This is a genomic window from bacterium (assembly GCA_037128595.1).
GTDB lineage: Bacteria > Verrucomicrobiota > Kiritimatiellia > CAIKKV01 > CAITUY01 > JAABPW01.
The window spans coordinates 1-20,707 of record JBAXWB010000017.1 but is presented as its reverse complement, the minus strand read 5'-3'; the positions used below and the strand labels follow the sequence as shown (position 1 = coordinate 20,707).

At 56.4% G+C, this 20,707-nt stretch carries 10 protein-coding genes; 4 read left to right on the top strand and 6 right to left on the bottom strand.

Annotated elements, in window-relative coordinates; genetic code table 11:
• Positions 1-2: 2 nt before the first annotated feature.
• From WCS52_11485 to WCS52_11470, 4 genes are all read right to left on the bottom strand, one after another.
• A complete protein-coding gene (locus WCS52_11485; GenBank protein ID MEI6167808.1) occupies positions 3-1,133 on the bottom strand; it encodes a response regulator in 1,131 nt (376 codons plus the stop codon).
• A 1-nt stretch (position 1,134) separates the two neighbouring features.
• Entirely contained in the window at positions 1,135-5,277 is a 4,143-nt protein-coding gene (locus WCS52_11480; protein MEI6167807.1) for a CHASE domain-containing protein, read from the bottom strand.
• On the bottom strand, positions 5,274-7,547 hold the full coding sequence (locus WCS52_11475) for a PAS domain S-box protein (protein MEI6167806.1): 2,274 nt from the start codon (positions 7,545-7,547) through the stop codon (positions 5,274-5,276). The genes WCS52_11480 and WCS52_11475 overlap by 4 nt, the downstream gene beginning before the upstream one ends.
• A gap of 170 nt (positions 7,548-7,717) precedes the next feature.
• A complete protein-coding gene (locus WCS52_11470; protein ID MEI6167805.1) occupies positions 7,718-8,347 on the bottom strand; it encodes a response regulator transcription factor in 630 nt (209 codons plus the stop codon).
• 145 nt (positions 8,348-8,492) lie between these two features.
• Between WCS52_11470 and WCS52_11465 the strand changes: the two genes are divergently transcribed.
• The 3 genes from WCS52_11465 (at position 8,493) to WCS52_11455 (ending at position 12,271) form a co-directional block, all read left to right on the top strand.
• The gene (locus WCS52_11465; GenBank protein ID MEI6167804.1) at positions 8,493-10,025 is read left to right on the top strand and encodes a PAS domain S-box protein; all 1,533 of its coding nucleotides are present in this window, start codon (positions 8,493-8,495) and stop codon (positions 10,023-10,025) included.
• Positions 10,026-10,216: 191 nt separating this feature from the next.
• Positions 10,217-12,055, top strand: coding sequence for a hypothetical protein (locus tag WCS52_11460; protein MEI6167803.1), 1,839 nt, complete (start codon positions 10,217-10,219; stop codon positions 12,053-12,055).
• Between the two features lie 48 nt (positions 12,056-12,103).
• Positions 12,104-12,271 (top strand): hypothetical protein, encoded by a 168-nt coding sequence (locus WCS52_11455; protein ID MEI6167802.1) that lies wholly within the window; start codon positions 12,104-12,106, stop codon positions 12,269-12,271.
• A gap of 14 nt (positions 12,272-12,285) precedes the next feature.
• Here the strand turns inward: WCS52_11455 and WCS52_11450 are convergent, their stop codons facing one another.
• A complete protein-coding gene (locus WCS52_11450) occupies positions 12,286-12,813 on the bottom strand; it encodes an HPP family protein (GenBank protein MEI6167801.1) in 528 nt (175 codons plus the stop codon).
• Positions 12,814-13,242: 429 nt separating this feature from the next.
• Positions 13,243-17,751, bottom strand: a complete 4,509-nt coding sequence (locus tag WCS52_11445) for a choice-of-anchor tandem repeat GloVer-containing protein (protein MEI6167800.1) — start codon at positions 17,749-17,751, stop codon at positions 13,243-13,245.
• 509 nt (positions 17,752-18,260) lie between these two features.
• On the opposite strand from WCS52_11445, the gene WCS52_11440 reads away from it, so the two are divergent.
• A partial coding sequence (locus WCS52_11440; GenBank protein MEI6167799.1) for a leucine-rich repeat protein occupies positions 18,261-20,707 on the top strand: 2,447 nt, incomplete at its 3' end.

Here is a 20,707-nt window from a genome sequence, read left to right as displayed (position 1 = left end):
CATCATTTCCGGTTTATAGGTAGTGTTATTGAGACCTGCGCGCCCTGCGTGGAAGACGTCGCCACGTCGAGCGTGCCCCCGATGCAAGCCAGTCGTTCACGTAGAAAAAATAATCCGAGGCCTTCGGAGGTAAAGAGAGCCGCCAACACATCGGGGGAGAACCCCACCCCATGATCGGTGACGACGACGCGGAGTAACGCGGCCGCAGATAGATCCAGATCCACCTCCGCGCTGGTGGTTTTAGCATGCTTAACAATATTACAGAGCAGCTCACGTACAGTCTGAAATATCAAAAGCCTGAGGGATTCCGGAACATTGATGGCTTTATCTCCGGTCACGACCACCAGCAGGCCGTGTTTTTCACACATCCAGTCGGCGAGCCAGCGCAAACCCGGAACAAGTCCAGCGTCGATAATAATGGGGGGGAATAAATCCGTGGTCACAGATCGCGACACAGTGAGCATCGTATCCAACAACTTGCGGACTTCCCGGATGGCCAGCGCGAAGTCCTTTTCCGGTGCCAGACGATCCAGCAAACCGACCTTAATAATGGCCGCCACAAGAATTTGCTGAAGTTGATCATGGAGGATCATCGACATGCGCTTGCGTTCACATTCGTCCGTCTGCGCTACCTTTGCCGTCAGTTTCCGGAGCTGCTCCACATGCTGATCCAAGGTGACATTCGTCGCTTTCAACTCACTCACGGCGTCAGCCAGTTTGACTTGAAGGTTCCGTAGCCGCAAATGGGTCTCACACCTGGCGCACACCTCTTCCGCCCGGAACGGCTTGGTCACGTAATCCACCGCCCCCATGGAAAACGCCTTCACTTTATCCGCTGTTTCATCAGTGGCGGTGATAAAGATCACGGGAATGTCCTTCAGCGCATCCTCCTTTTTCAGGCGCTCATACACCTCAAACCCGTTCATCTCCGGCATATTGATATCCAGGAGAATGAGGTCAGGCGGATCGGCCAGCGCAGCCATGAGGGCCTGTTGACCGGACAAGACCGGCCGCGGCTCAATCCCCCGTTCCCTGAGAATCCCCGCCAGCAGTTCCAGATTAGCCGGAGCATCATCCACAACGAGGACATTGGGAGGGGACGCGGCAAGAGCTCGTTTGGTGGGTGTCATCATTCTAATTCAACAACTGAGATAAGGCGTGATACTCAAATTTCGCAACCAGGTCCTGAAGGGATCTGGCAATTTCCGGGGCCATCCCAGTCAATTGGCGAGTCAGCGTGAGCAACTGGTCCTGCCGGCAACCGAGGGCCGCGGCGCGGAGTTGGGTGCGCATCTCACCGGGCAGGGAGTCCAGCATCTCCCGTGTCAGGACCGGCAGAATATCCGGGTTAACTTCTTCCGGAAAAACGAGTTCAGAGTAGACGTACCGGATCCCGGATAACACTTGAATATGATCGAACAATACCCGCGGCCGAAACGGCTTTGCCATAAAGAGGTCTGTACCGGCGGAAATGGACCGGTGGCGGGTTTCATCGCTGGCGTTGGCGGTCAGCGTGATGATTTTGACCCCAGCCCCACCCGGTTTTTGCCGGATCTGGCGGATGGCTTCGTCACCTCGCATGAAGGGCATCCAGTCATCCATCAAAACCAATTGCGGCTGACACCGGGTGAACGCCTCGACTGCTTCCTTGCCGTTAGCCGCCTCAACGACGTCAAACCCGGCTTCACCAAGCAACTGAACAAGAAACAGTCGACTATCGGTGTCATCCTCTGCGACCAGTATCCGGCAGCGAGGTTGCCCCCCCTCGAGCCCCAGAACATGCCGCCTGTCGGGCTGGTCGATCGCCACCCCCTCTTTAACCGGAAGCTCGAGCCGGAAGACGCTCCCCATCCCCACTTCACTGACGACCGTCACATCGCCGCCCATCAGTCGCGCGAACTGACGGCTGATCGCCAAACCCAACCCGGTCCCGGCATGACTGCTACGCCCTGAAGCGGTCTGCTCAAAGGGGATAAACAGCCGGTTCATCTCTTCCGCCGCAATGCCGGAACCGCTGTCCTCAATGACGATGTTCAACCGCCACTCTTCCGCCCCTCGTGGCTCGGTCGATACCCGCACCCGGATTGCCCCTGTGGCGGTATACTTGACGGCATTGCTGAGCAAATTAATAAGCACCTGCCTTAGTTTCTGTTCATCGGCGAACAGATAGCGTGGCACCTGCTCAAGGCCCTCCATATTGAGTGACAGGTGTTTCGCTTCGGCCCGGATGCGGAAGATCAGGATGAGGTCATTCATCGCGGCATGAAAGTCGAAGGAGATCGGGGACAACTCCAACCGGCCCGCCTCGATCTTGGACAATTCCAGGATATCATTCAGCAAAGCCAGTAAATGTTCGCCACTGCTGTTGATGATCCCCACCCGCTGCTTTTGACTGAGCGCCAGGCCCTGGTCTTGCTGCAGGAGCTGTGAAAACCCAAGGATGGCGTTGAGCGGGGTCCGGATCTCATGGCTCATGTGGGCGAGGAACCGGCTCTTGGCCGTGTTCTCCTGCGTGGCCTGCGTGGCCAGTTCACCGGCTCTCAACGTGGCGGCCTCGAGTTGCTGGTTCGATTGCAGCAAATCACGTTCCGCCTTCGCACGCATCTCCACATTGACCAGCATTTGCGAGAAAAGCGAAAGCATGGAAATTTCCTTATCAGTGTAGGAGTGGTGTTTCCTGACGGAATCAAACCCCACAAACCCGATACACCGCGGTTCTGCCAGCATCGGAACCGCAATCAGGCTTTTGATTCCCTGAGGCTCTAGAATTTGCCGAAGGTCACCCGGCGGCAAGGCACCGGCATCTTCAATATACATGTAGGTGCCACTTTCGTGAGCCCTAACCCAGTCCGGAATCACGTCCAGGGGAATTTCCTGCAATTGATCGATCTGCGGCTCTATATCCGTATTGCACCATTCAAAGGTATTTGAAGTGATCCTCTTTTCAAAGTCATACCGGAACACATACGCCCGGTCCGCGGAAACGAATTTCCCCATCCGTTCCAGGGACAACTGGATCGCGGTGGGCACAAAGGTTAACGGGATATTGATATATTGAGAGGATAACTCCATCAGGAGCTTCTGCATTTGCGCAATATCCGTTAGCGAGGCTTCCGCCTGCTTCAGGGCCGTGAGGTCCTTGGAGACCCCAAAAATACAATCCTGTCCATTCCACTTGCCAAACCACACGCGGGTTTCCACGGGAAGGTGTCTGCCGTTTTTCGCCTGTAACGGAAGCGGGCAAAACGATCTCTCCGCACGGAACATGGCCCCGAAAATGATTTCTGCCTCCTTACGGTATTCCTCAGGATGCAGGTCGAGAACTTGCATCGTTTGCAGTTCGTCGCTGGAGTAGCCCAGCTGGCGGTTGACGGACCCATTGGTAAACAAAATTCGCCCGTCGGGTGTTCCGACCACAATCAGGTCGTCAACCGTCTCAAAGAACATGCGGAAGTTTTGCTCACTGGATTTCAATTTTTCTTCCAGCAGTTTCGACTGGGTCACATCCCAGTTCGTACCGATCATGCGAAGCGGATGGCCCGAGTCGTCGCGTTGCACATGCGCCATGGCTCGGATATTACGGATGGAACCATCCGGCCAAAGGACCCGGAACTCCGTATCAAACTCCTTTTCACCGCGGAGCGCCATCTGGATCTCCAGATCCCCCTGCACCCGGTCATCCGGGTGCAACCCCGCCTGCCAGGCCGGGTAAGCCCCGCTAAATTCAGCCGAAGTGATTCCGTAGAGCCGATACATCTGGTCGTCCCAGACCAGGATATTCCTCACGAGGTCCCAGTCCCAAATCCCCACGTTGCCGGCTCGTGTGGCCAGCGCCAGTCGTTCGGAAATATCACGCAACGCCGTTTCCGCTTTCTTGCGTTCGGTGACATCTGTGATAATTGAATGCAGGACCATGCACCCGCCAAATTGTATCCGGCTTGATGACACCTCCACCTCCCTCAGGGAGTTGTCGGCCAGGCGATGCTGAAACGCGAAGAGCTTACCATGTACCGGGGGGACAGACGCCATCTTCTCCCGGACCTCAGGCATTGCCAGGGAGTTGATGCCGGAGATGTTCATCGCCAGCAACTGCTCTCGCGGGTAGCCATAAAAACTCACGGCAGAGGCATTCGCATCGATGATCGCGCCACTTTCCGGATCTACCAGGAGCATGACCGCTGAATTATTGGCGAATTGATTCCGGTACGAGGTTTCGCTCTCCCTCAGGTTCACGGTCAACTCTCCAGCTAAGCGTTGCGCATTGACACGAATGTTCTGCTGCACTCGAATCAGGATAAACAGCAAAACAGTGATGAGCGTGCCGCCCACCAGGGTAAGCCAGATTTTTATGTACTCCACCGCAAAATACCCGGCCCCGGCCTGAGCGAAACGCAGCGTCCAGCAATGGCCATTCATCTCCACCGGAATCTGGCGTGTAAAACGCACCCCTGTCCTGAAAGGTCCCTCCCCTGTAGCGGGATATTCCTCAAATAGCAGGGTCTGTGGCTGCGTTTGCGCGCCATCAAAAACCTCGAGGTGAAGATCCCGCTCCAGGCCTCTCTCCCGGTCGCCCAGTATGCCCTGCATCAAGTCAGTCATCCGGTAGGGACTATAGACCCACCCATAGATGGCCGCACGGCGCTGCTCGACAGTATTCGCAGGCATCCCTTTACGATAGACCGGGACATACATCAGCGAGCCTGACTGAACGGCCTCGCCCGTTTCCTGGACCAGCACCACTTTCCCGGAGAGCGCCGCCGCATCCGTATCCCTCGCCCGCTCCATGGCGAGCCTTCGCACCGGTTCCGAGAACATGTCATAGCCGAAGGCCCGCAAATTACGACCCGAAAACGGCTCCAGATAGATGATGGAGGAATAGAACTCCCGCGCCCCCTCCGGCTTCACCGTGTACTCCGGAAAGCCCTCGCTTCGGATATCCTGTATGTGCCGGGCCAGATCCGCCCGCGGAATCCATAGTGAGAACCCGATCCCCTGAATGCCCGGGAGTTGTTTTTCGAGTTTCTGGTACTGGCTGAACGTACGCCATCCCTCGCGCGTAACCTTCTCTGTCACATTAAACAATGCCGCGCTGCCCAACAGAATTCGGGCATGATCATCAAGCCGGTTTTCAATGATCGCACGGATTTGGCCACAGTGAGTGTTGAAATTCAATTCCGACACCCTGTCCGAAATCGATTTCATATAAACGGTAGCTATCAAGGTGAGCGCCAAGCCGCTTAACAGGATGATCCATGACAAGGAGGGCCTCGGAATCATGGAGTCTCCAGCACATCACGCACCTTACGGGCAAGGGCGTCGCGAGAAAAAGGTTTCGCCAGGAACGGCATGCCCTCGTCCAGCACACCGTGACGGGCAATGAGATCGGCCGAGTAGCCGGACATGAAGAGGCACTTTAATTGCGGATAAAGTCGCAGCATGTTTTTCGACAGGTCCCGGCCGTTCATCCCGGGCATGACCACGTCTGTCAGCAGTAAATGGATAGTTTCCGGATGCCGGGCCGCCATATCGAGAGCAACCGCAGGGTTCTCCGCCACCAACGTTTTGTACCCCATCCGCTCAAGGTATAACCGGCAGATCTCGCGAAGCGATCTTTCGTCCTCCACCAGCATGACGGTTTCTCCCCGCCCGTGAGGTGCGCCTGCAGGGAGGACACCGGGTGATTGGGTCGGCTCGCAATTGACCCGCGGCAGGTAGATGCTGAAACACGCCCCTCTGCCCGGCCTACTGGTCACGTCAATGTAACCGTTATTCTGTTTGACGATGCCATAGACGGTAGCCAAACCCAGCCCGGTGCCTTCACCGACCGGCTTGGTCGTGAAAAACGGTTCAAAGATTTGTGCCAGCACCTGTTCCTCCATGCCGCAGCCATCATCGCGGACCGTCAGCCGCACATACTCACCCGGCACGGCCCCCGTATGTCCGGCGCAGTAGGCTTGATCGAGTGTGACATTAGCGGTTTCAAGGGTGATTTTGCCGACACCGGCAATCGCGTCCCGGGCATTGACGCACAGGTTCGCCAGAATCTGGTCAATCTGCGAGGGATCAAGTTTCACCGCCCCGAGCTTGGTGCCCGGCAGCCAGGCCAATTGGAGGTCCTCACCCATCATCCGCCGCAACAGGCCGAGCATCCCTTCCACGGCCGCATTCAGGTCCAGAATCCTCGGCGCGATGACTTGTTTACGGGCAAAGGCCAGCAGTTGCCGGGTAAGATCGGCGGAGCGCTGTGATACCTGCATGATCTCATCCAAATGGAGGCGGCCGGGGTGCTCCGCCGGCAGGCTATCCCTGCAAAGTTCGGTGTACCCCATGATGCCCATCAGCAGATTATTAAAGTCGTGCGCCACGCCCCCGGCCAGACGCCCTACCGACTCCATCTTCTGGGCCTGCACGAGTTGAGCCCGCAGCTTCTCCTTGTCCTCTTCCGACCGTTTGCGCTCAGTAATATCGTCCATGACGGTCAGGAAGAAATCCCGCCCCTGACTGCGGATGATTTCACCCGAGAAAATCCCGTCAAGGATCGCCCCATCCTTGCGCCGGACCTGCAATTCAAAGCCGCTGATACGCCCATCCGTTCGCAACTGATCCGCCAGCATCACCTGTTTCTCCGGGTGCAGAAAAAGCCCGATGTCGGCAACCGTTTTGCCAATGATGTCCGCCCAGGAGTAGCCCAGTGTCTTGAGAAAGGCATCATTGACATCTGAAAAACGCTGTTCCGGCAGCGAGGAGAGCGCCATCAGGGCCGGATTGTTCCGAAACAGGCGTTCGAAGCGCTGATGAGCCTCCTGATCGCCGGTCAAATTCTTGGAAATACCGAAGATGCACTCCATCCCGTTCCAGCGTCCGAACCAGGCACGAGTCTCAACCGGGACGAGCCGCCCATCCTTGCAGGCCAGCGGCAGGGGGCAGGTTTTTCGCTCACCCCTGAGCATGGCCGCAAAGATTTCCTCCGCTTCCATGGCGCTGGTCCGCGAATGCAAGTCCAGCAGATGCATCCCCCGGAGTTCATCCGGCGAGTATCCCAGCGTTTGTGTGACAGCCGGGTTGGTGAAAAGCGTCTGACCATCCAGTGTGCCCACCATGAGCATATCGGTCATGGATTCGAAAAACGCATGGAAATTGGCCTCACTCTCCCGTAATGCCACCTCCGCTTTTTTGCGCTCGGTGATGTCGATCACGAATACGGATAACCCCGAGACCGTACCGGCGGCATTGAAAATGGGGCTATAACGGTTTTCATAATAGGCGCGGAGGTGGGCGTGATCCCCGTATTCCTCCATCTCCAGCAGGAACTCCCCGGCTAAGGCGCGGTCGAAATTGCGTTTGGCTTTTTCACGGTCCGGTAAACTGGTGATGACCTCCAGCATGTTCTGGCCGATGGCAATCTCCACGCCCCAGATTCCCCTCATCGTCTCAACATGGGAGCGGGTGAATTCCGTATAACAGTAGGCGCTATCCAGGGAGAAGATGATGACCCCCTGAGGGCTCTCCAAGATGGCCTTGAGCAAGGAGGTCTTTTGTCGTGACACATCCTCAACCTCCGTCGGGGCAACTTCTGGGTGTTTACTAATCATCATCAGGCATTCGCGTCTACTGGGACATCAAACAATCATTTTCTCACAGTAAGCCATGCCTGTCGAGGCTCGAATATAAAGGGCATACTCCTTTTAGCGTAGTCTCGACCCGGTTTCAGGGACCATCAGAAAAAGCCGTTTTTCTTGGCGTGTGACAGAAGCTCCAGCGTGTTGTGAACATCCAGTTTTTTCCGGATGTTGCGCAGGTGTGTGCGAGCCGTGTGGAAGGTGACTCCCATCTGTTTGCCGATTTGCTCCAAATTGTATCCCTTGGTAAGCAATCTCAAAACATCAACCTCCCGTCCGGAGAGGATTTTAAAAAAAGCGACAGGATCACTTCGGAGATGCTGCAACCGGGCGGAATAGCCCGGGGTCTGAAACGTCTCACCGCGGGCCACCGCCAGAATGGCCTCGGTCACCACGTCGGGGGTGCTGGATTTATCAACATAGCCGGGAATCCCCAAACGCTGGATGCGATGGATGCAGTAGGGATCTAAACGGGCGGACAAAATGACAATCTTGATTCCGGGGACTTCCTTCATAAGCGCTTCAGCCAGCGCGATACCGTCCATGTCCGGCATCATCACATCAATGAGCGCCACATCCGGTCTAGTCTGAAGGCAGAGTTGTAACCCTTCCCGGCCATTGTGGGCTGCTCCGGCAAAGGTGAAATGTTCGTTCCGGCTCACCCAGGCTGAAAGCATGCTGGCAACGAGGACCTCATCCTCAACAATCGCAACTCGAATCGGTTTCACTCCTTGCATCACAGCCTATTACCCTAATCCTTGACGGAAAACCAGTAAAAGCAGTGACGTTTAAACCTGTCAAATATGGAAATACAGTTCTATTATGAATCACTTGAGGGCCGGATAAGGAATATCGTCCGAAGCAAAAGGCATAATGAGTAGCGACCTGTTGGCACATCACACGCATCCAGTGGAAACCGCATTGCTTGCCCGTGAGCTGCAATATCAAACCATGCTTGACTCCGCTTTGGATGGTTTTTGGGTCATTGATCTTCAGGGTCGCATCCTTGACTGTAATCAGGCCTGTTGTGAGTTGCTTGGCTATGACAAAACTGAACTGCTCCAGCATACCATTTTCGATGTTGCCGGGGAGGGAGCCAAGGAGAAGTTCCTGGCCCGTGTGCTACGGATTGTAACCCTTGGCCGCGAGCGCTTTGAGACCCTCCACCGCCGCAGTGACGGTCGACTCATTGAATTGGAAGTAAGCGCCCATTACGTTCCGCACCTGGATGGCCGGATTTATGCATTCCTGCACGATATCACCGCGCGCAAACAGGCTGAAGTGGTCCAGAGCCGCTACGCACTGATCCTGCAACACGCCCGGGACGCATTTTTGCTCATCACGCTCGACGGCCGCATCATCGAAGCCAATGAGGCGGCGCAAACATTGTACCACTACACCCGGGAGCAATTACTCGGTTTGAAAATCCGGGATCTGCGACCTGATGAGGCCCCCGAAGTCATCCGGCATCAGATGGAGGAAGCGCTCGCCAGCGGCGTTCTTTTCGAGACCTGGCATAAACGCAAAGATGGCGTCCTGCTTCCCGTCGAAATCAGTTCCAGGGGGGTTCAGATCGCCGGCGAAGAAGTGCTGTTAAGCGTCATCCGCGACATCTCCGCCCGCAAAGAGTCCGAAATGGCATTACGGCAAAGCGAGCAGCAGTTGCGGCAGGCTCAGAAAATGGCAGCCATTGGGACCCTGGCCGGTGGTATTGCCCATGATTTCAACAATATGCTCTTTGCCATCACGGGTTTCGCCGCGATGGCACTGAAGCAGGCGGAAAACAATCAGGTGCTCTGCGGGGATTTGAAGCAAATCATGACGGCCAGCCGCCATTCTTCGGAACTGGTCAGACAACTGCTGATTTTCAGCCGGCAAACTGAACAGGAGCATGTCGCCGTCGCCGTTACGCCAATTATCAAGGAAACATGCGCCCTGCTTCGCGCCACTCTGCCTGTCACCATCCACATCGCGCTGGAGATAAAAACGAAACACGATGTGATCCTGACTGACCCGGTTCAGTTCCAACAGATCATTATGAATCTGGGCACAAATGCCTGCCACGCCATGCGTGACAGAGGCGGCGTCATGACCCTGCGCCTGGAGGAGCCGGGACAGGTCGCGTACCCCGCGGGAGTCGGCGCACCGGAGGGATGGTTACGGTTTTCCGTTCAGGATACCGGGTGTGGCATTCCGTCCGAGCACCTGGAGCGGGTATTTGAACCGTTTTTCTCGACCAAGGCTGTTGGCGACGGAACCGGGCTCGGGCTTTCGGTGGTACATGGGATCGTCACGGCCTCCAATGGCTTCATTGAAGTCGAGAGCACCGTCGGGCACGGCTCAACTTTCAAGGTCTATCTACCACTCCTTGCGGCCACCGCTTCGGCGGCTGAACCGAAACCCTGACCATCGACCGGCCAGTCAGGCGATTACGTATTCAAGCCGTGGATCTTGATCATGATTCCCGCCCCACGGCCAGCCACACCCCTACTCTAATTGAGGTATTTACCACGCTTGTAACCTGCTTAAGTCGCGAGATAGGCTATCGACATCGTAGACAACAAGGGGGGCGTATGTTTTTTTTAAAATCGAGGCTTATGACAAATAAACTCCGTATCATGAAATCCAGTTCACTGGCCCTTATTATAGCCACCGCATGCCTAGCCGCCGCTGAGTGCGCCCAAGGGGCGGTCCCAGTCGTGTATCTGGAGAAAACCAAGGCACTGGGCGAAACCTGGCAGGAGATTCACGCCGGTAATCTGTTGGCCACCCCGGAGGGCGGGCTGATGGACGGCCAGTTTGACAACGCTTTGAATGATAATTCATCGAATGTCACAAGTGTTTTCTATCGACTGCGGATCCAAACAACCGACGCATCCGGCATCCCCACGGGATTCTCCCTGAATGAAGTTTCAAACGCCGTTTCCAAGGAGGCGTTGGCCATAGCGCAGGAGCATTTGAGCAGCTGCCAGGAGGAGGATTGGGAAAATGCGGAACTAGGCCCGGTGGTTTACCCGGTGTACAACCCCGCCATCAATGGCGGCAATAGCCCCGCCTACCTGGAATTCAAGGTGATCCGGAAGGCGGTGGAAGCAGGGTCAACGGCCCCGTTCAACAGCCCTCCTTTGGCCCAGAAAGCCGATCGGGGATTTATCCTGGTTTCCCTGACCCACCAGGATGTGCCGATCCCGGAGTTCAGCACCGATGGCCTGACCCAGGTGGAAAAGCTGCGCAACCTGGCGAAAACGTCCCAGGTCAAAGCGGTGCGCTACTGCCAGTCGATCCTGGTGGCGGAAAATGCGAAGGGCGAAGCGGTGGCCAACCTGGGTGGCACGCCCGTTCAGTATCCGGAGGAAATCCTGGATTTCTCCACAAACCGGACGGTAAGTATGGTGGAGAATGGGCAAATATTTCTGGTACCTGACAGGCCAAATTTTACCGGGACGGCCTACACCAATTATGCCCAGTTCAAAGACGACTACCTGAATGGGCCTCTATACCCGAAATTGCGAGCTTTCCAGGCGCTGTCCGTCAAAATGGACTGGATGTTTCAGGACGACATCTTGCCGGATCTGATCGAGGTGGGCGAAAATATCATGACCAACATCCTGGCCTCAAAATCCATCGCCCGGTTCGCCGTGGAAGAGCCGGAGATCGTGGACCTGCAACTTGTGCCCGGCAAACCGGGGTTGAACGCGACCGGCCTGACACCCGGTGGCACAATACTGCATATCTTCTACGCTGGAGGCGGTGGGGATAGTTTCCTGATTCGGGTTGGGCCGCCAGCCCAGCAGGCCCTGGGTTTGGGCCATTGGGGTAATTGGAGCACCTATAACGCCGGGGACTGGTGGCAACAGAAACTCTATACCCAGATAAGGGCGCTCCCAGGCTGTTGCCCGGACGGTTATAGCGGCTGCGGGGCCACGGCGTGGGCGATGTTCTATGGATACTGGGATGCCGGGGTCGCCAATCTGATCAACGGTTTCGGTATTACACCAGTTTACAATAACAGCGATGTGAATTCCTGCATCCAATACCTTTTTAACCAGATCGGAACCTATTGCTCCGGATCCGCAGGCGCCACTAACCCGTGGGATATGGACGAGGGATACAAGTGGGCCCTCCATCAGCAGTTACTCCTCGGAGGCGTAAACATGACCATTACCACCGACTGGTGCGTGCCCTATCTCGGCTATGGACCGCGTAACCAGGCCATCAGATCCATCAAGGAATACGGGCATCCGGCCATCGTGGGCACGGGTTACTATGCGCATTATCCCCTGGCCTACGCCTATAAGTGCCGTAATTACTATATTTGCGGAGTCAACCTGAATACCGAGCGCTACTGGAAAGTCAATAATGGCTGGGGCGAAACCAGGGGGACCTGGGTGAACGTCACGGGTTGCTGGTTTGGCTCCAATGGCTATTGCTACTAACTTTAGTTCGCGTTCAAATTGAGGCCAACAATCGCAGGCCAATCGCAGATGCTCCAGAGCAAACAGACCCTGACGAGACGTATGGGCGTCAGCCAGAAGACCATCGGCACCTACAAAGCCCGGCTCATGGAAAAATGTGGAGTCCGGACAACCCCGGAACTGCTGGCCCGCATGCAAGTGCCCACGGTCGAAGCGGCAGTTGCTGCCGTGGCTTGAATAAATGGGTCCAATTACCACCAGTGCTTTGGGTATTGACGATGATTGACGATGTTGTTGGCGAAAACCGCAATCGTCACCAGGATCACCGCACCCGCCGCAACCGGTAACAGCAGAAACATCCATTTCGCATGATCATGGACGGCAATGAGCGCCGTGGCACCGCCAGGCGGATGCGTCGTATGTGTCAGATACATCGCCACAATGGCAAGCCCCACCGCACCGGCCAGAGCGAGCGGGCCGAAACCGACAAACCTAGCCATAACACAACCGACCAGCGCAGAAAGGATATGTCCACCGAGCACATTGCGAGGTTGTGCTAAAGGGCTATCAGGTGTCCCATAGAGAAGCACCGCCGAAGCGCCAAATGAACCGATCAACAATTCATGGCCGGAAAGAGCCGCCACGCCGGTAATAGCCAGGATACCGAATGCGGCGGCTACAAACCCCCAGATCGCATGCTTCCAGTTCCGCACTGGACGTGACACCGGGGCCAGTGGCACACGGAGTTTTCCTGAAAAACTAAGTAACCTTTTTTTCATTGATCCGACCCACCGTCGCGGCGGTTCAACTTAAACAATCGCCCAGTTGGTCATTGCAAAAAGAAACAATTGCGAAGCGACCATACCCATTATACGTTTGCGAATCAGATTCATCGGTCATTATCCTTTCCCATCAATATCCCGAAAGTTCTTTATAATCTGGCCACTCTACTGTCAACGGATCAACACACTAGGCAATCCCGCAATCAAAGCATAATCATGTAAATCGCCTGTCAACAGGGCGTCAACTCGAGATTTACTATTTTCAATTTCCTTGACCTGCATCAAGAATTACCCGGGCCCAAATTCTCATTAAGACTGGCGGGGACAGGTTCGTAATAGGGAGAAATGAAGATAGCAGCCTGTGTACCAGCCTGGCTCGTATCTCCAGTGGGCGCCGTTATCTTCGCCGCAAATGATCGTGGCGAGTCAGTCTCCATTCCAGTTAAGCCTGTAGAAACCACAAGGCCACGGCGGATCGAGGTCGATGTACTGGAACCGTCCGCTGGGCGGGGCGTTCGTCGTTTCCAGTGTCGTCCAACTGACCAGATCGGTCGAGACCTGCACCTGGTAAAGCAACACAGGGACGCCGCAGAATGAAATCGTGGCAACGCCGCCGTCAACGCCCAGTTGGTTGACGATACCGCCCGGCAGTTGCGCGGAAACGGCCTTCAGGGTAATCACTCCCGTGGCGTTACCTCCGAGGCAGTTGGTCACCGTGTAGGTGAACAGATCATCCACCAGATTGGGATTGGAGTATTGAAGGTAGCCGCCGGACACCGCGGGAACAATGCCGTTGGTGCTCGTGCCGATGGAGGCGAGGTCGAAGGACAAACTCGCGCTGTTGCCCACATTCGCGAACAGATCACTGACCCGGAGTTGCCAGGCGATCTGGTAGTTGCGGTAGAAGGTCAGGTTGGTCGCCGTCAGTTCATTGGGGAGGTTCACCACATAGAAGGCGCCACTATCGTTGATGCCGCCTTGCTCGGTCACGCCATAGATTTGGTTGCTCACCAATAACAAGTCGGAATTCGGATAGTCGCCGTCTGGAGTTCCGGCAAAATGGTAGATCTCTGTGTACCCCGTGCCGTTGGTCCGAATGGAATACAACAGCCCCTTGCCACAAAAACCGCTATCGACCTGGGCGGCGTACAAGGCAGATCCCACCACGGCCAAGGCGCCCTTCTGGCCGCTGAAACCACCCAGCGAGGAGGGATATTGGTACAAGGTGGTGAAGCCGGTGACATTGGTCTTCACGGCAAAGACCTTGCCGCTGCTGTTGCCCTGGCAAACTCCGTACAGGGTATCGCCGTCCAGGGTCAGCGCGCTCTCGCTGGTAATCCCATCCCCGGGGATGTTGGCCAGCACCGTGAAGGCCGCGCCATTGGTCTTCATGGAAAACACCGTACCGGACCCGTTCGTGCCGCCACCGGTCGTCGTTCCGTAGATCGTATCGCGGTCCACAATCACCGCCGCCCTGGGGCTGTCGCCATCGCTGCCGCGGAAGGCATGTAACCGGGCAAATCCACTGCCATCAGTCTGCACACTGAACACCGTGCCGGGCCCCACCCCACCCGCCGGATCGCCATCATCCGTCACCCCGTACAAGGTGTCGCCCGAAACCGCCAGCCCGGCCGCCCCTTGTAGACCGGTCAACAGTGTCGCATACCCGCTCCCATCGGTATTGATGGCAAATACCTTGCTCCCGGTTGAACCGTAGAGCCGACTGCCGTCACTGACCACCCCCCACACCGCTGGATCGATGGCATTACTGTTCACCTGGCCAAACCCCGTCCCATCCACATTGATGGAATAGAGGTAATTTCCCGCCATGCCGTAGATCTTGCCGTCCAATTGCTCCAAGTGCCCTTTAGGGGACTCCATGACACCGCCAAAGTTGCGGATCACCGGGCTCACCACAAACAGGGTCTGGATGGTATTCGTGGCTTCATTGTTACCCAAAGTGTCCTTTACATACGCGGAGAGGGTGTTGATTCCCGGACTCAGGACGGGCGCCACGGGGGAATACCAATCATACCAGCCGTTCGTGGTTGCGGCCAGGTTCCACTCCCCTCCATTCAGGGAATAATACACCCCGGCAACCGGAACATTGGTCTCTGCGGTACCTCCGATAACATAGCCGCTAGCGAAAATGGACGCCTGCGCCATCGGTCTCATGAAATGCGTGTGATAGAAGGGATATGTGGCAATCGGAGATTGGTGCCCAAGGTCATCCGCCGCGTACAACGCCAGGGTGTTTGTCACGAAAATAAAGCCCGTCGCGATCGTCCAGTCGCTCCACCCGTTGGTAGTGCCCGCCACAGCCCATGTGCCGCCGTTCAAGGAGTAATAGACTCTCGCCACCGAAGCATTCGTGTTCAACAGATTGGTGATCTGGCTGCCGCTGATGAATCCGCTGGCGTGGAAGACCAATTCGTTGGCCGCCGGGCTTGTCATCATTGGACTGTAGACCGCACTGTCCAGCATGAACAACACCCCCTGGCCGCCCGCACCGCCCCATGTGGTCGTCCCGTAAAGGGTCGAGCCTGACAGAACCAATCCGGCCTCCGGGTTCGCCGCCGTATTATTGAAATCCCATAGCCGGCCATAAAACGTCCCTTCTGTGTCGATCACAAAGATCGTCCCCGCACCGCCCGCACCGCCGAACGAGGTAATTCCAAACAACAGGCCTCCCTTCAGCAGCAGATCCCCTTGTGGAATACTCCCGTCAGGATTGCCCTTGAAGCGATAGAGCACGGAATATCCCGATCCATCCAAGTTCACGGCGTACACCGTGCCATTATCGTCCACCCCTCCGTAAAAAGTCGTACCGTAGAGCCGTGCCTCCGAGATCAGCAGGCCGCCTTGAGGGCGATTCCCGTCCGGATTCCCCTGGAAGTGGTGCAACACAGCGAATCCACTCCCATCCGTTTGAAGGCTGAAGACGGTACCGCAGCCGGCAGTTCCTCCGGACGAGGTGGTGCCGTATAGCCCATTCGATGACAACGTCAGGCCGCTCAACGGATTGCGCCCATCAGGACCCCCCGTAAACTTGTGAAGCGTGTTGAACGTCAGATTGGTCACATTCAGGGCGAACACCGTGCCGCGCTCGTTCTGACCGCCATTCGACGTTGTGCCATAGAGGACATCATTGGAAATGATCACGCCTGCCTGCGGATAGGCGCCGTCGCTGTCTGCAAAAACGCGGAGGATCGTATAGTGCGAGCCGTCATCGTGAAGGGAGAACACCGTGCCGCAGTAATTCGAGCCCCCGTATAGGGTCGTTCCATACAGCGTATTGCCGCTCACCGCCAACTTCCCCTGAGGAGCACTGCCGTCCGCGTCTCCGGAAAAACTATGAAGTTCAGCATATCCGGAACCATCCGTGTTGACGCTGAAGACCGTCCCCAGTCCAGAACTCCCTCCAAACCTGCATATGCCGTAGAATTTCCCTCCCAGTTCCAACAAGCCTGTACTGGGACCGCCCCCATCGTCCCCGGAACCAAACACATGGAGAGGATACAGGACGCCGAACGACACCCGGATGCTGTTCGTGAGGGAGATGGGACCGTTAGTCCCCATGGCATAAGCGGATAGGATGTTGGTGCCCGTGGTATAGGTCACCGATGCCGACCAGTTACTCCACCCGTCCGTCGTGGACGCAAGCGTCCAACTGCCTCCATTGAACGAATAGTACACGCCGGTCACCGGCGAGATTGCCGTGACTATGCCCTGGACGGTCCCCCCGGCATCAAGGGCCAGGCTGTCGGTTGCGGGCGTCGTGATGATCACATCGGCCAGCGGCAATACGGGGATCGCCAACGAGTAAACCGATCCATTGCCATGGGTACCCCCGGAAAAAGTGGTGCCATACAGCAACCCCTCTGCCGACAGACTCAGCGCACCTTGCGGACTGCCCCCGTTATCCCCCCCTGTAAACTGATACAGATCCCTGAAGTCGGAGCCATCCAGGTTGACCTGAAAAATAACCCCTTGTCCTGCCCCTCCCCCGGAACTGGCGGTGCCAAAGGCGACGGCGTGCAATGCATTGGTATAGACCGCCAGTCTGCCTGCCGGACTCTGTCCATCCCCCCAGGTAAAGTCATGCAGATCCACGTATCCGGTCCCGTCCACATTGACCGAGAACACTACCCCGCACCCGTTCGCTCCGCCGGATGAGGTGGTACCACTCAACGTTCCGCCTGACAATACCACCCCCCCAAGAGGATTCGCACCATCCGTACCGTTGAAACTGTGAAGATTGGTACAACCGCTTCCGTCCGTTCCGATCGCGAATAGATTACCACTTGAGTTATCCCCGCCGTTTTGTGTGACGCCATAGAGCGTGCTTCCATCCAACACCATTTCCCCTATCGGATTCTGCCCGTCAACGCCGGAAAAATCATGCAGATCCACGTATCCGGTCCCATCCACATTGACCGAGAACACCACCCCGTACCAGTTCGCACCGCCGGATGAGGCGGTGCCATACAACACTCCGCCCGATAACACCAATCCACCAAGAGGATTCGCGCCATCCGAGCCGCTGAAACTGAAAAGATTGGTGTAGCCGGTTCCGTCCGTGCCAATCGCGAACACGGTGCCGTTGTAGCTATCCCCACCGTTTTGTGTAACACCATAGAGCGTGCTGCCAGACACCAGCAGTTGCCCTGCAGGTTGGGCGCCATCGGCACCGCTGAACGCGTGCAGGACGGTGAATCCTGACCCATCCGGATTTACCGAGAAGATTGTTCCGCAGGTGTAATCGCCACCTTGACTGGTTGTCCCGTACAACTTGGTGCCCGCTAGCGTCAAGCCGGCCACAGGATACTGTCCCGCAGCATCACTGAAACTATAGAGATTTGTTAAGTCCTGCCCCTGAACCCCTTGAATCGCGCACAACAGGACGAACAACATCAGTCGTTGAAGTGGATTCATTTGCCGGGGCTCCTGTGGGGTTAATTTCGAAAATAACGCCTCCGTCTCATCAATGTCAAGAAATTCAAATGTGAATTGGTATGCCCTGCTATTGAATATCGGTCAATGAGGTGCCGTATCCACGACCCTCTGAATCCCGGAGCATTACGAGCCAGATGCGATCGACGCTAAACAATCGACGAACGGCGGCAAGCAGGGACATTATCTACACCTGTTCCAACCTTCCATTCTTGATCCAGATCAAGAAAACAGAAAATACCCAAAACCGCGTTACATGCCAACAGGATGAGCTCTTGCTGCCTTTTACCGGCACATACAACCGCGCCAACCCGGAAAACATGTGGACAACCCAAGTCTACAATCATATACGCCTTGGCAACTACTGCGCCGCGGGTAAACGCTACAACATCGGGGCAAGGATAAATAAACGGGCATGTTCACGTAGTGCCAGAAAAGAGACAAGGTATATGGCGAGGAAAGTTGATGGAACAAAAACGGGGAATGTGGCTATGAAATCTATTTTTTTTCAATCGCTTACCGCGCAGCGTGAAACCCCGCCGATCCACCTCCGCGCCGCCCGCGTGACGACGCCTGCCCGCATTTTCTGCGCCGTCCTCGTGGCCTTGTGCGGCATGGCGTCCACTCTGTCGGCGGCGACGTTCGGACTTTTCGATTATATCGACAACGGGACTAGTATCACCATCGTCGGCTATCCAACTTATGCCACTGGCGCGGTTGATATTCCAGCGACCATTGATGGCAAGCCGGTCACCATGATCGGCGGGTTTGGGTTCCTTAACTGCAGCAAACTGACCAGCATCACTATCCCCAATAGCGTCACCAGCATCGGGATTAACGGGTATGGGTTCCAATACTGCACCGGCCTGACGAACGTGACGATCTCCACCAGCCTCACCTCCATCAGTGAAGCAACGTTTGAGGGTTGCAGCAGCCTGACGAGCGTGACGATCCCCTCCAGCGTCAAGGCCATCGAGGCCTATGCGTTCGATGGTTGCAGCAACCTGACGAGCGTGACGATCCCCTCCAGCGTCACCCGCATCGACAACGATGCGTTCGATGGTTGCCTCAGCCTGACGAGCGTGACGATCCCCTCTAGCGTCACCTCCATCGGCAAGAGAGCGTTCAAGTATTGCACCAGCCTGACGAGCGTGACGATCCCCTCCAGCGTCCTTATTATCTCGGATGAAACGTTCTATTATTGCCTCAGCCTGACGAGCGTGACGATCCCCTCCAGCATCACCTCCATCGGCAATAGTGCGTTCACGTATTGCACCAGCCTGACGAGCGTGACGATCCCATCCAGCGTCACCTCCATCGGCAAGAGTGCGTTCGCGTATTGCAGCAGCCTGACGAGCGTGACGATCCCGACCAGCGTCCTTATTATCTGGGATCAAACGTTCGCGTATTGCACCAGCCTGACGAGCGTGACGATCCCTTCCGACATCGGCTACAGAGCGTTCTATGGATGCGGCATGCTTGAGAGCGTGACGATCTTTCCCGGCACCACCACCGCCAGCCCCCCCACCGGTCTGGAGCAGTTCGGTAATTGCAGGAACCTGAAGAGCGTGGTGTTCGCTTTCGGCATCACCAGCATCGGAGATGCGTTTCAATACTGCTCGAGCCTGACCAGCGTCACGATCCCGACCAGCGTCACCTCCATCGGGGCCAGTGCGTTCGCGTATTGCAGCAGCCTGGCGAGCGTGACGATCCCGGGCAGCGTCACCAACATCGGAAGCTTTGCGTTTAACTCCTGCACTCGCCTGACGAGCGTCACGATCCGAGAAGGCGTCACCAGCATCGGTGCAAATGCGTTCGGAAATTGCACTGGCCTGACCAGCGTCACGATCCCTTCCAGCGTCAACAGCATCGGCCTGGGTGCGTTCTATCTTTGCAACCTGACCAGCGTCACGATCCCAGAAGGCGTCACCAACATCGGCATGGGTGCGTTCTATTATTCCGGCCTGACCAGCGTCACGATCCCCTCCAGCGTCAAGGCCATCGAGGCCTATGCGTTCTATTTTTGCAACCTGACCAACGTCACGATCCCAGAAGGCGTCACCAGCATCGGGACAAATGCGTTCGCTGGTTGCCCTGGCCTGCAGGTCGCAAGATTCATGGGCAGTGCGCCAGCGATGGGCGTAGGCGTCTTTAGCAACACGGCTCCTAATTTCACCGTGTATTACTTCAACTTCAATGCAGGAACCGGCTTCACCTCGCCGACGTGGCAGGGATATAGGAGCGTCAGTGTGTCCCCGGCCGATTTGGCTAATTTGACGCTGAGTTCCGGAACGCTGAACCCGGCCTTTGATCCGGCGATTACCAATTATACCGCCAGTGTGCCCAATGCAGTGTCATCTGGCACCGTGACTCCGACGACCTTGACCGACGTGGCAAGCGTCAGCGTCAATGGAACACCCGTAACCTCGGGCAGCGCCAGCCAGTCCATCCCCTTGTCGGTTGGGTCCAACACGATCAGCACCGTGGTGACCGCGCAGGATGGAGTGTCCACTAAGACCTACAGTGTCACGGTGACGAGAACTTCAACGGTTTCCACCCTCTCGGGCCTTGCACTGAGCGCGGGAACACTGAGCCCGACGTTTGCAGCGGCGAGCACCAACTACACGGCCAGCGTCCCGAATACCAACTCCGCCATCACGGTGACGCCCACGCTGGCTGATGCCACGGCCACGGTGACGGTCAACGGGACGAACGTCGCGTCGGGGGCCGCCAGCGGACCGATCCTGCTGGCCGTAGGAACCAACACGATCACCACCGTGGTCACCGCGCAGGACGGCACCAGCACCACACGCTACACGGTGAAAGTGACGCGGATTTCCAATATCTGCACACTCTCGGGTCTGACCTTAAGCTCCGGAACCTTGAGCCCGACGTTTGCAGCGGCGAGCACCAACTACACGGCCAGCGTCCCGAATAC